Genomic DNA, 11,903 nt, shown 5'->3' with positions numbered 1-11,903 from the left:
GGTTGGACCTGGCGGGTCGGGTCCACGGGGCACCTGGGCCGCACCGGATTCGAGGGGCCGTTGCTTCCCGGACGCGGGGGGAAACCCGGGGACGCGCGGGTGAAAAGAGGGGGAGAAAAAACGCCAGGGGTATGGTGACATGACCCGACCTTCAGGGTTATGCGGTGCGCCCGCGGCCATGGGGGCGCTTCCTACCGGGGACTGGCAAGGACATGGACACTGAACTGGCGGGCATCCTGGGCGCTGCGGCGCGCACGGTGCGAGTGCGGATGGGGCTGACCCAGGCGGACGTGGCGGACCGCATCGGCATGGCGTCGGAAGTGTATGGCCGGCTGGAGCGCGGCCACATGCTGCCCAGCGTGCAGAACCTGCGGCGTCTGTGCGTCGTCCTGAACATCCCTCCGCACAACATGCTGGGCCTGGGCGAGGAGTTCGCCGCCCCCGCGCCGAAGGAGAAGGTCCGGGCGCGCGGCGACGAGGAGCCGCCAGAGATGCGCCGGCTCCTGCGCAACCTGCGGCGGCTGACGCCGGTCCAGCTCAAGCTGATGAACCTGGTGGCGTCCGCGATGCAGCAGCAGAAGAAGAAGCCCTGAGAGTGTGAGGCGTTAGACTGTGCCCACCATGGTCGAAGAACTGGTGCGCAGGCTGGACCTCAAACCCCACCCGGAAGGGGGCTACTACCGGGAGACCTACCGGGCGGCGTTCCAGGTGCAGACGCTCCGGGGGCGCAGGTCGGCGGGGACGGCCATCTACTACCTGCTGACGCGAGGCATCTTCTCCGCGTGGCACCGGGTGGTGGGCGCGGATGAGCTGTGGTTGTTCCACGACGGCGACCCCCTGTCGTTGCACCTGATGCACGAGGACGGCCGGCTGGAGACGGCGGTGCTCGGCCGCGACGTGCTGAAGGGCGAGCAGCCCCAGGTGCTGGTGCCCGCGGGCGTGCTCCAGGCGGCGGAGACGCTGGGCGACTACACGCTGGTGGGCTGCACGGTGTCGCCAGGGTTCGAGTTCGCGGACTTCGAGCTGCCGGACGGGGAGGCCATCGTGGCCCGCCATCCCGCGCACGAGGTGATGATCCGCCGGCTGTCGAAGCGCTGACACCCCCGGAAAAGACAGACGGGGCGGAAGGCCCGTGAAGGCCCGCCGCCCCGCCTTTGCCTCAATCCCTGTCAGGGACTCAGGGGTTGTTCTTCACGGTGAAGCTGAAGCTCTGGATGACGAAGTTGTCCACCGCGTCGGTCATCCAGACATCCACGGTGTGCGTCCCATCCAGCAGCTCGCGGGTGTCCAGCTCCGCGGTCCACGTCCCGTTCGCCTGGAGCGTGCCGGCGCGGATGCCGGACCCGTCCCGCGTGAAGGCCACGTTCTTGATGGTGCTCAGCGCATCCGTCACCCGGGCCGTCAGGGTGATGACGCCGCTGGCCGTGCCGTTGGGAACCGGCGTGAGCAGCGTGGCCGTGGGCGCCTGCGTGTCATAGCGCACGGTGCGCGTCGTGCGGACGTTGCGGCCCGCCTCGTTCGTCACGTCGATGGTGAGGGTATTCACGCCCGACGCCAGCACCACCGACGTCTGGACTTCCCCGCCGCCGCGCGGAAGCTGGAACATCTGGCTGCCCAGCTTCACGGTGGTGGCGGACATGGAGGACACGCGAATCACATACGGCAGCGTGTGATTGGCGCGAGGACCGAAGGTGGCCCCGTCCGCCGGGTCCGTCGTCACGGTGGGCGTGCCCGCGTCCACGAACACGTGCACCACGGCCTCCGTCACGTTGCCCGCCGCGTCCGTGGCGCGCACCAGGATGCCCTGCTCACCGAAGTTGGGCATGCTCACCGGGTGCGTCACCGTGCCGGTGCCGAACTCCAGCAGCGTGTTGTTCACCCACTGCGTCTCCACGCGGGTCGGCGTCTGCTCATCAATCTGGCTGGTGACGTCCACGATGGCCGTGCCCACGACCTGGCCCTGCACCGGCGACTGGATGGTGATGACGGGCGGGATGCGGTCCACCGTCAGGTTGATCTGCTTCGTGCTGATGCCGCCCAGGTTGTCGCGGCCCGTGAGCTGGATGATGTTCGGGCCTTCCACCAGCTCCACCGGCGTGTAGACGAGGCCACCGCTCGCCTCGGGGTTCACCACCACCGGCGCGCCGCCGTTCACGATGAAGGCCGCGTAGGTGATGACCGCGCCGTTGGTGGCCGGCTTCACGAAACCCCACACGGACAGCGTCGTCTCCCGGATGAACGCGGGCTGGTTGCCCATGATGATTTCGGGCGGCGTGTACGGATAGGCATTGATGATGAGCGTCTGGGCCGCCGTGCTGCCCAACAGGTTCGGCGGCGTCGGCAGCGTCACGCCCGAGTACACCGCGCGGTAGTCCTGCGCGCCCGTGACGGTCCACGTGTCCGTGGAGAGGCTCCACGGCAGGGAGAACACGCCGTCGCCGTTCGCGTCGTCATCCGCGCCAATCGCCACGCCGGCCACGAAGAAGGTCACGACGCCCTTCAGCGGCCCCGTCACCACGACGCCCGTCGCATCCACCACCCGGGCCGACAGCAGCGTCGCCTGGCCAATGGTCAGCTGCGCGTTCGCGGCAGGGGTCAGGATGCTGGTGGTCGTCGCGCGGCCCGTCACCGGAGGAGGGGGCGGCGTGTACGTGCGCACGCGTGCCGAAGCCGACACGCCCGGGGCGCCACCGGAGGCCGCCGTGACGGTGATTTCCGACAGCAGCGACGGCAGCAGGTTCGCGGGAGCGCGCACGGTGAGCGTCACGGTGGACTCCGCGCCGGAGGCCAGGAACACCGTGGGCCGGCTCAGCGTGGCCGTCCAGCCGGGGAGGCCGCCCGCGGCGCCCAGCGTGTACGTGTCCGCCTGATAGCCGTGGTTCTTCACCTTGAACGTGTAGGTCGTCTCCTGGAGGGCGGGGTCGTAGATGGGGAACATCTTCATGTCCTCGCCCACCACGGACACCTCCACGCTGAAGTCACCGAAGCACGCGAGCCCCAGCGACGCGAACGTCGTCGGGATGTCCGGCGTCGCCGTGCCCGAGCCCCAGCTTCCGTCCGCCGCCTGCCGCGACTTCAGCCACTCAATGGCATTGAACAGGCGCGCGTTGCTGGCCGGCTCCAGGCCCGCGAGGCACATGGCGTACACGCCGATGCCCGTCGCGAAGTCGTTGGACGCGTCCGTGGGCAGGTTGCCCCAGCCCTTGCCGCCCACCGGCGCCATCGCCGCGAGCTGGTTGGCCAGGGTGGTGATGGCATTCGTATTCACGTTGTTGGCGCCGGGGCCCGCGGCCTTCAGGCCCACGATGGCCCATGACTTCTGGAACGTGTACGGCATGCCGTCGCCGGTGCCGGACGTGTCGTTGTTGTTGAGGTTGGCGCGCAGGTACGCCGCCGCCTTGTCGATGGCCGTCTGGTATTGCGCCGCCTTCGCCGGGTCCACGCGCTGCTTCGCCTGCGCCAGCGTCACGATGAAGCGCGCGGTGAGCGGCACGCTGCCGTGGTCCACGGGGAAGTTGATGTGGTCCTCCGGCCACCGGCCGCTGGCCTGCTGGATGCCCACCGCCCAGTTGGCCGCCATCACCAGCGAGCTGCTGTACTGCGTGGACACGTACTGGTCGAAGCCCGCCAGGCCGAAGGAGGCCCAGCTCGTCTTCTCGTTCGGGTAGGCGCTGCCCTCGTGCAGCCAGTTGCCCGCGGGCTTCTGGTCCGCCTTGATGCGCGCGCCCAGCAGGTCCAGGTTGCCCAGGATGGTGCGGCCGTTGGAGGTGGCCTGGGCCATGTTGTAGCCATTGGCCTTGGCGCTCGACAGACCGAACACCGCCGCGCCCTGACGGTGGCACGCGATGCAGTTCTGCGACGTGGTCCAGTTGGCCACGTCCGCGCTCAGGAACTGGATGGCCTTCTGCGTGGCCTCCGTGTTGGTGGCCGCGGCCGCTGGCAGAGCGAAGGCCGACAGCAGCACCGCCGCGAACACGGCGACGCGCGCCGCCCAACGGGCCGGCGTACGGGAAACGACTGGTGACATGGGGGAACGTCCGGAGGTGTGGGTGAGCACGCCCCGAACGCGGAAGGCCGGACCGCCAGGACACACGCCGGCCCGCCCACCCGCGCGTCGCTGCTGGCGCCCCGGTGGTCCGGCCCGTCGTCTGACTGGAAGGAAGCGCCCCGTGAAAGGCGTGCGGGGCTAGAATACTCAAGCTTGGCTGTAAATGTCCAGGGTAGGGCAAAGACCTTCAAGCCCAGAATTCAAGGACATACAGCCAAGCTGGCGAGTCCCTGGAGACTCACTCTCCCTGTCTACCGCTGGTGCGCTGCCACAGCTCGCGCAGGAGGATGTAGCCGAACTTGGAGTCGTTGAGGATGTAGCGGCGCCACAGGCGCTTGGGCTCGTTGGTGAGGCGGTAGAGCCACTCGAAGCCGGCGCGGGCAATCCACTCGGGGGCGCGCTTCGCGGTGCCGGCGATGAAGTCGAACCCGGCGCCGATGCCGATGGCCACCGTGGGGCCCAGCTTCTGGGCCACCTGGGAGATCCACACCTCCTGCTTGGGGCTGCCCAGGGCGACGAAGAGCAGGTGGGGGTCCTGTTCGCGAATCCTGGCGACGATGGGATCATTCTGCGCGTCGCCCGCGTCCAGGTTCACCATGGGCGAGTCCCAGCCCACCACCTCGATGCCGGGGTACTGGGCCTGGAACTGGCGGCCCACCTTCTCCGCGACGCCGGGGCCCGCGCCCAAGAGGAAGATGCGCCACTTGCGCTCGGCGCCCAGCTTCACCAGGGGGAGGATGAGGTCGGAGCCGGCGATGCGCTCGGGCAAGGACACGTCCAGCATGCGCGAGGCCCAGACGATGGGCATGCCGTCCACCACGGAGAGGGTGGCCTTGTCGTAGGCGTCGCGAAAGCGCGTGTTCGTCTCCGCCAGCACCACGTGGTCCACGTTGGCGGTGAAGACGTAGCCGCCCCGGTGCGCGTCCACCAGGTCCCCGATGGCCTGCACGGCCTGCGGGAACGTGAGCTGATCAATGGCGAGGTGGCCGATGTTCAGGCGCGGGCGGGGAGAGGCGGTGTCGGGGGCGTGTGCGGTGGTCAAGGCAGCGTCTCACTTCACCGTGAGGTCGAGCACGGTGATGGAGTAGGGGGGAAGGCGTTGCGACAGGGCCTGTTCGGCCTTCGTTCCAGTGGCCTGTTCGGTGAAACCGCCCGGCGCGCCCGAGTAGCCCAGCACGCGCACGGTGTTGAGCGTGCCGCAGCCCTTGAACTCCAGCTGCGCCTGGGCGGCCTGTTCGGGGTCGAAGTTGAGCAGCACGGCGGTGAGCTTCTTGCCGGACGCGTCGCGGGACGCGAAGAGGCTGGTGCCCTCCGGCGCGGTGGTGGGCAGGGCGATGTCCTGGAAGCGGCCGCCCTTGCCGTCGAAGTCGCGGTACGCGCGGAACGCCCAGAACGTGGGGCTGTTCTCCGGCGGGTACTGCCAGAAGAACGCGGAGGTGAGCCCCTGCTGGCCGAAGCGGCCCAGGGCCTCCGCCTGCGCCAGTCCCCCGCTCATGTGCTTGAGCGCGCCGAAGTTGTACTCGCCAATGGACATGCCCCGGCCGGGGTAGTTCTCCGCGATCCACTGCTTCACGCGGGGGATGAGCTGGATGGGTTCACCAATCCAGGACTCGTCCTTGTAGGTCGGGTCCCACAGCGCGCGCGTGGAGCGGATCCGCCGCGCGTTGGTGTCCGGGTCGGTGGCGCCCTCCAGGCCCAGGCCCACGTTGCTCTGCGGGTAGAAGTGCACGTCCACCACGTCCAGCACGCGCACGCCGGTCTTCTTCTCGTGGTCGCGCAGCGAGCGCAGGTACCAGGGCAGCAGCGCCACGTCGCCGTGCGCGCGCCGGTCGGTGTACGGCGGGCGGCCGGGGGCGAAGTCGGCGGCGGACCAGAAGTAGTTCGTCCAGCCCCATTCCGCGGGGCCGGCGATGACGGCCTCTGGATCCGCGCGGCGCACGACGGTGCCGTAGTCGATGGTGCGCTTGAGCAGCTCGTCGTAGCCCAGCGGTTCGGGGTGCACGTCCCGGTGCGTGGAGCTCCAGAGGGCGGGCTCGTTGTCCAGGATGTACATGTGCACGCCGCGCGCGCCGCCGCGCTTGGAGTCGGCTTCGCGCAGGGAGCGCACCCATTCGGAGATGAACTCCGGTGGGGCCTGCACGCTGGTGGTCGAGGGCTGGCCCGGGGGCAGGGGCGTGCCGTCGCGGCGGATGCCGTTGCCGCCCGCGGGCTCCGTTTCGTCCACGGCCTGCTGCGGACCGAACTCCGACACCGGGAAGCCGACGGAGGTCGTGTCCTTGGCCACCCAGCCAATCAGGGGCAGCGTGAGCGCGGACCAGGTGTTGTGCTTGCGGTTGGACTCCAGGAAGTCATCCGCGCCGAAGCCCAGCTGCACGTTGCGGAAGTACCAGTCGTTGCCGGTGTTCCACGCGCGCCCCAGCTTCCAGTTGTAGCGGGACGTGGGGTTGCCGCCCCAGCGGCGGATGGTGGCGCCCAGCTTCCACTGGTGCGTGTCCTGCGTCTCCCGGTTGCCGTCCAGCGCGATGCCGTAGATGAGCGGGTTGATGGGGCGTGAGGGCGCGGCGCAGTCGATGACCATCTTCGACTCCTTGCCCGCGCCCCGGCCCGCGCGACCGCCCCCGGCCGCGCGCGCGGCGGCGATGTCCGGCGACAGCGGCACCAGGGCCACCTTGTCGAAGAGCACCCAGTCGCGGCCCACGTCCTTCGACGCGCGCATCACCACCCGGTCGAAGGGGAGGCTGCGCGGGTTGAGGACCTCCATGGGGACGACGACTTCAGCCCACTCGCGGTCCTTCTTGACGATGAACTCCGGGCTGATCCGCACGTGGGGGAACACGGCGGCGCCGGGCGAGTCCAGGCGCACGTCCAGGAACTCGCCGTAGGCCTCCGGCGCGGTGAAGCGGAAGGTGAGCGCGCCGTACGCGCCCGCGAGCTTGGGCTGGTAGAGGATCCACCCGCCGTAGTTGAACATCCGCAGGCGGGCCGGAGCGCTCCTGGGCAGCTCGCGGGGCGCCCAGCCGATGTCGTTCCAGCCGGGCTTGAGGCCGCCGTCGTAGATGATCACGGAGGCGGTGGGGTCCTGCGGCACGGCGGGCGCTGTCGTCGTCGGGGGCTTGGGGGCGTCCTTCGCGGCGTTGGCGCTCTGCTGCGCCATCGCCACGCCGGCGCTGCTGCCGAGCACCGCGCACGTGAGGATGACGCCCCGCTTCCACCGCGTCTGCTTCGCACTGTCAGCCATGACCTTCTTCAACGCATCCCCCGGCACGAAACCACCGCCGACTTGCGACCACTGACTGCGACTGCCAATCCAGCGACCGACCGCGACTCCAGCGGCCGATCATCACTCCAACAACCGACCGCGACTCCGGCGACCCGCGCCGACTACAGCGCGACCTCGTCCTGGTCCTTGCGCGGGAAGATGCGCGCGGGGATGCCCACCGCGACGCTGTCCGGCGGCACATCCTGGAGCACCACCGCATTCGCCCCGATGCGCGAACGGGCGCCAATGCGCACCGGCCCCAGGATGCGGGCCCCGGCGCCAATCCACACGTCGTCCTCGATGATGGGGTAGCCGTTGTCCTTGGCGGTGCCCACGGTGTTGTTGCCGTAGAAGCGCACGCGGTCGCCGATGCGCGCATCCCCGCCGATGACGACGCCCAGGCTGTGCACGAAGTACACGCCCTTGCCCAGCGTCACGTCCTTGCCGATCTCAATGCCCATCACCGCCGTCTGCGCCACGCGCAGCACGTGGTTGAGCAGCGGGATGTGGAAGGTGATGGCCGCCTCGCGTGCGCGGTTGAGCGCCGTGATGCGGTACGAATCACTGGTCAGCACCACCTTGGCCAGCGACTTCGCGTCGGAGTTGCCGGTGGCGGCCCTGGCCATCTCCACCGCGTCCGAGATGAGGGCTCCGAATAGGGTCTTCATCCTTGGGAATCTCCCCGGCCCTGCAGGTAGCGCGCGATGCCCCTGGCGATGCCCCGCAGGCCACCGGCCTCCGTGCGGGCCCCGCGCAGGTACTCCATGCCGTACGCGACGGACGTGCCCGCGAACGCGGCGCCCTTGAGGCCCAGCTTGTCCGCCATCGTGGACGCGTTCACCACCGCGGTGGTCAGCCGGCGCGACGCCTCCGGCGCCACCACCGCGGAGGCCAGCAGCGGCCGCGACAGGAGGTTCGTCTCGAAGAGCAGGCGCCACGGGTTCACGCCCTTCACGTCCGGGTGCTTCACGGACACGTGGGTGTCGAACATGCCGTAGCGGTGCGCGCGGCGGATCCACTTCTCGAAGCTCACGTGGTCGCTGCCGTGCAGCACGTAGGCGTCCGGGGCGAAGAGGAACGCGCAGCCGGCCTTCTCCAGGCGCACGCCCAATTCCACGTCCTCCGACTGGCCCAGCGTCTTGTCGAAGCCGCCCACGCCCACGTAGTCCGCGCGGGGGAAGGACACGTTGCCGGTGTACAGGTGGTTGCCGCGCGCCTTCGCGCCGGGGGCGGACAGCTCCTCGGCCATGCGGTTGTTGAGGTGCGCGTACCAGCGCTCGAACAGCGGCATGTCGCCGATTTCAGGGTCCGGCCGGATGCGGCCCAGCACGACGTTGCGCGAGCCCGGCGGGTGGTGCGCCAGGTGGCGAGCGAGGAAGTCGGAGGCCACCTGCATGTCGTCGTCGGTGACGAGCACCACGGTGCCCTTCGCGGCGATGACGCCCCGGTGCCGGGCGGCGGCGGCGCCCGCGTTCTGCTGCACCTCCACGCGCAGGGCGTAGGGCAGCTTCAGCTCCATCAGCGGTCCGCGCACGTCGGTGGCGGAGCCGTCGTCCACCACGACGACCTCGAAGTCGTCGGGCGGCAGCGTCTGGCCGGCGAGCTGCTGGAGCAGGCGCGTGATGAGGGGCAGCCGGTTGTACGTGGCGATGACGACGCTGAGCCGGGGGGCCGGCGCGGCGGAGGAGGCGGAAGGGCTCATGGCTTCTTCTTCTTCTTGTCGCTGTCGGCGCGGCGCTGCTTCTTGGAAGGGCGCGGGAAGGTGACGCTGCCTGCGAAGCGGTCCGCGCCCACCAGACGCAGCGTCTTCTCCGCGGAGCCGAAGTCCGTCTCACCCAGGGTGATGCACAAGAGCGCGGTGTCCGCGGCCAGGGCCAGGGGGAGGCTGGCCGGGTGGGTGATGAGCGAGTCGATGACCACGATGACCCGCTCGCCCTGCTCCACGCGGCGGCGCACCTCCAGGACCAGCCGGGGGGCGCCCGCGGGTTCGATGCCGGTGGCATCCACCAGCCGCAGGGGCGGCTCCGGGTACGGCGAGCCTGCCTCCAGCAGCGCCTGGGCCGCCTCCAGCGCGGGCGCGCCGGGGTGGGCCGGGATGACGGTGAGGAACGTCCAGGCGCGCCGGTCCAACGCGAACCACAGCCGCGACAGCTCCGCGGAGGGCACGGCGCTGGCCGGTGGGGTCTCCTCGGCAGAGGGGGGCGGGCTCGAATCGGCGGACATAGGAGGCGCGGACGGTATAACGCATGGAGGCGTCACCACCCAACGACCCGGGTGGGCGGGCGAGCGAAGGAGCGCGCCAATGGTCTGCTGTCATCACTGACACCCCCAGGAGCTGTCCGTGCGGGGGGCCGGCGATGGGGCCCGGGCGTGTTAAAGAAAGCGCGTGCAGAAGATCGGCTACCTGATTCCCGAGTTCCCCGGGCAGACCCACATCTTCTTCTGGCGCGAGCTGCAGGCGTTGCCGGGGAAGGGCGTCTCACCGGAGCTGGTGTCCACCCGCCCGCCGCCCGCGCGCATCATCAGCCACAGCTGGGCCCGCGAGGCCATGACGCGCACGGAGTACCTGGCGCCGCCGGGGCCGCTGGGCGTGCTCCAGGCCGCGCTGGAGATTGCCCGGGCCATGCCCACGGGCTGGGCGCGGTGTCTGGCGTCCATCGCCCGGGCGGAGGGCCTGGACGCGAAGGGGCGCGCGCAGCTGGTGGCGTTCGCGGTGATGGGCGGGCGGCTGGCGTCGCTGGCGCGCGAGCGCGGCTGGACGCACGTGCACGTGCATTCGTGCGCCAACGCGGCGCACGTGGCGATGTTCGCGCACCTGTTGTCGGGGCTCACGTACAGCATGACGCTGCACGGGCCGCTGGACGACTACGGGCCGAACCAGCGGGAGAAGTGGCGGCACTCGAAGTTCGCCTTCGTCATCACGAAGAAGCTCTTGGGGGAAGTGAACCAGGAGCTGGCGGGGAGCCTGCCCGAGCGCATCGAGCTTGCGCCCATGGGCGTGGAGCTGTCGCGCTTCCAGCGCACGGTGCCCTACGAGCCGTGGTCCGGTGAGGGGCCGCTGAAGCTGTTCGCGTGCGGCCGGCTGAACCCGTGCAAGGGGCACGCGGACCTCATCGACGCGGTGGGGATGCTGCGCAAGAAGGGCATCGACGCGCGGCTGTCCATCGCGGGCGAAGACGAGGCGGGCGGCACCACGTACCGCAAGGTGCTGGAGGCGAAGCTCGCGAAGGACGGCCTCCAGGACGCGGTGACGCTGCTGGGCGCGGTGAGCGAGGATGTGGTGAAGGATGGCATCCAGCGCTCGCACATCTTCGCGCTGGCGAGCCTCCAGGAGCCGTTGGGCGTGGCCATCATGGAGGCCATGGCGATGCGCGTGCCGGTGGTGGTGACGGGCGCGGGCGGCGTGAAGGAGCTGGTGGACGACGGCGTGGACGGCGTGCTGGTGCAGCCGCAGGCCCCCGTGGAGCTGGCCCAGAAGCTGGAGAAGCTGTCGCGCGACCCGTCCGAGGCGATGCGCCTGGGCGAGGCGGGCCGGCTCAAGGTGGAGAAGCAGTTCAGCAGCGAGCGCAGCGCGGACATGCTCGCGGCGATGCTGGGCGCGCGCCCGTCGTAGCGGCCGGAGCAGGGCGGATCCACCCGGGGGCCACGGAGCTTCCGTGGCCCCTTCGGGATGCGGTCACCGGGCCCGGTCAATCACCCCGTGGGGCCGTCCTGCCTGAAACAGGGCCGGATGGTGGGTGTCTGTCATTCCAACAAAAGGGCTGTTGGAAATCCCGGCGCCCCTGCCCCTGTTGGACCACTGAAAGACAGACACTGGATGCATTCGTGACAGCCGGATTGGAAATCCCGGGGTGGGATAGGTTTTCCAGACAGTCTGGGTAAATCCGGGAAAGAAGGCTCTGTCCGAGCTGGAGAGCTTTGCCATCATGGTCGTGCACGGACGCCGCTCGGGGGGCACTCCATGGCCGACTCAGAAACGCAGTTGTTCGCAATCCTGGTCATTCAATTCCGTTCGGGGCTGCTGAAGCACGCCCGTCGCATCCTGGGGAACACGGCGGATGCGGAGGACCTGGTGCAGCACGCGCTGGACGAGGCGTGGAAGGAGCGGCTGCACCTGCAGGGTGCGGAGGCGTTCCGGGCGTGGACGGGGCGGGTCATCAACACGCGGGCCATCAGCCTCTTGCGGCACCACCGCGCCGAGCAGCGCAAGGCGGTCAACGCCGGCTGGGTGACGGCGCTGAGCGATGATCCGGACGAGCAGGAGGGCGGCGAGCTCTGGACGTTCATCCAGGAGAAGGACCTGATGGAGGCGGTGAACGGCCTGCCGCCCCAGCAGCGCGAGGTGTTCCACCTGCGCGCACAGGGGCGCTCCTATGTGAGCATCGGCGCGCAGGTGGGACGCTCCACCGGCACGGTGGGCTGGTGGCTGCACCAGGTGCGTGAGCAGCTGCGCGAGCGGTTGCTGCCCATCGCCGAGGAGCGCCGGCTCTCCATCGGCGCGTGGCACTGATTCACCGCGTGGGTTCCACCCGGGCGGAGTTGCCGGGACGCGCGGGCACGAGCGCAGGGCCGGGGGCCTTCTGCTCGGGGAAGGAC

The 11,903-nt window shown here is 69.9% G+C and carries 10 protein-coding genes; 4 read left to right on the top strand and 6 right to left on the bottom strand.

Annotated features, from left to right (window positions below):
• The first annotated feature begins 212 nt into the window (after window positions 1-212).
• On the top strand, window positions 213-593 hold the full coding sequence (locus D7Y13_RS29410; protein WP_120536929.1) for a helix-turn-helix domain-containing protein: 381 nt from the start codon (window positions 213-215) through the stop codon (window positions 591-593).
• Between the two features lie 28 nt (window positions 594-621).
• Window positions 622-1,098 (top strand): cupin domain-containing protein, encoded by a 477-nt coding sequence (locus D7Y13_RS29405; protein ID WP_120536930.1) that lies wholly within the window; start codon window positions 622-624, stop codon window positions 1,096-1,098.
• 79 nt (window positions 1,099-1,177) lie between these two features.
• Here the strand turns inward: D7Y13_RS29405 and D7Y13_RS29400 are convergent, their stop codons facing one another.
• The 6 genes from D7Y13_RS29400 to D7Y13_RS29375 all read right to left on the bottom strand — a co-directional run bounded on the left by D7Y13_RS29400 (window position 1,178) and on the right by D7Y13_RS29375 (window position 9,530).
• A complete protein-coding gene (locus D7Y13_RS29400; RefSeq protein ID WP_120583684.1) occupies window positions 1,178-4,027 on the bottom strand; it encodes an Ig-like domain-containing protein in 2,850 nt (949 codons plus the stop codon).
• A 259-nt stretch (window positions 4,028-4,286) separates the two neighbouring features.
• Window positions 4,287-5,090: an exopolysaccharide biosynthesis glycosyltransferase EpsA gene (epsA, locus tag D7Y13_RS29395; protein WP_120536932.1), complete on the bottom strand. Its 804-nt coding sequence runs from the start codon at window positions 5,088-5,090 to the stop codon at window positions 4,287-4,289.
• Window positions 5,091-5,099: 9 nt separating this feature from the next.
• Window positions 5,100-7,286: a GH44 family glycoside hydrolase EpsB gene (gene epsB / locus D7Y13_RS29390; protein ID WP_120583683.1), complete on the bottom strand. Its 2,187-nt coding sequence runs from the start codon at window positions 7,284-7,286 to the stop codon at window positions 5,100-5,102.
• A gap of 143 nt (window positions 7,287-7,429) precedes the next feature.
• The gene (gene epsC / locus D7Y13_RS29385; protein WP_120536934.1) at window positions 7,430-7,975 is read right to left on the bottom strand and encodes a serine O-acetyltransferase EpsC; all 546 of its coding nucleotides are present in this window, start codon (window positions 7,973-7,975) and stop codon (window positions 7,430-7,432) included.
• Entirely contained in the window at window positions 7,972-9,009 is a 1,038-nt protein-coding gene (epsD, locus tag D7Y13_RS29380; protein ID WP_120583682.1) for an exopolysaccharide biosynthesis glycosyltransferase EpsD, read from the bottom strand. The genes epsC and epsD overlap by 4 nt, the downstream gene beginning before the upstream one ends.
• On the bottom strand, window positions 9,006-9,530 hold the full coding sequence (locus D7Y13_RS29375) for a hypothetical protein (protein ID WP_120536936.1): 525 nt from the start codon (window positions 9,528-9,530) through the stop codon (window positions 9,006-9,008). The genes epsD and D7Y13_RS29375 overlap by 4 nt, the downstream gene beginning before the upstream one ends.
• Window positions 9,531-9,693: 163 nt before the next feature.
• Between D7Y13_RS29375 and epsE the strand changes: the two genes are divergently transcribed.
• Complete coding sequence (epsE, locus tag D7Y13_RS29370) at window positions 9,694-10,920, top strand: exopolysaccharide biosynthesis GT4 family glycosyltransferase EpsE (RefSeq protein ID WP_120536937.1); 1,227 nt, start codon at window positions 9,694-9,696, stop codon at window positions 10,918-10,920.
• Window positions 10,921-11,268: 348 nt separating this feature from the next.
• A complete protein-coding gene (locus D7Y13_RS29365) occupies window positions 11,269-11,817 on the top strand; it encodes an RNA polymerase sigma factor (RefSeq protein ID WP_120536938.1) in 549 nt (182 codons plus the stop codon).
• Window positions 11,818-11,903 lie beyond the last annotated feature (86 nt).

Origin of the sequence: Corallococcus praedator (assembly GCF_003612125.1) — a bacterium.
Taxonomy (GTDB): domain Bacteria; phylum Myxococcota; class Myxococcia; order Myxococcales; family Myxococcaceae; genus Corallococcus; species Corallococcus praedator.
Note: the sequence above shows the minus strand (reverse complement) of the source record. Positions and strands in the feature narration are given on the sequence as shown.

Coding starts and splice junctions, on each gene's coding strand:
- epsB (WP_120583683.1), bottom strand. CDS start 7,286: ATGGCTGACAGTGCGAAGCAGACGCGGTGGAAGCGGGGCGTCATCCTC.
- D7Y13_RS29400 (WP_120583684.1), bottom strand. CDS start 4,027: ATGTCACCAGTCGTTTCCCGTACGCCGGCCCGTTGGGCGGCGCGCGTC.
- D7Y13_RS29410 (WP_120536929.1), top strand. CDS start 213: ATGGACACTGAACTGGCGGGCATCCTGGGCGCTGCGGCGCGCACGGTG.
- D7Y13_RS29365 (WP_120536938.1), top strand. CDS start 11,269: ATGGCCGACTCAGAAACGCAGTTGTTCGCAATCCTGGTCATTCAATTC.
- epsC (WP_120536934.1), bottom strand. CDS start 7,975: ATGAAGACCCTATTCGGAGCCCTCATCTCGGACGCGGTGGAGATGGCC.
- D7Y13_RS29375 (WP_120536936.1), bottom strand. CDS start 9,530: ATGTCCGCCGATTCGAGCCCGCCCCCCTCTGCCGAGGAGACCCCACCG.
- D7Y13_RS29405 (WP_120536930.1), top strand. CDS start 622: ATGGTCGAAGAACTGGTGCGCAGGCTGGACCTCAAACCCCACCCGGAA.
- epsD (WP_120583682.1), bottom strand. CDS start 9,009: ATGAGCCCTTCCGCCTCCTCCGCCGCGCCGGCCCCCCGGCTCAGCGTC.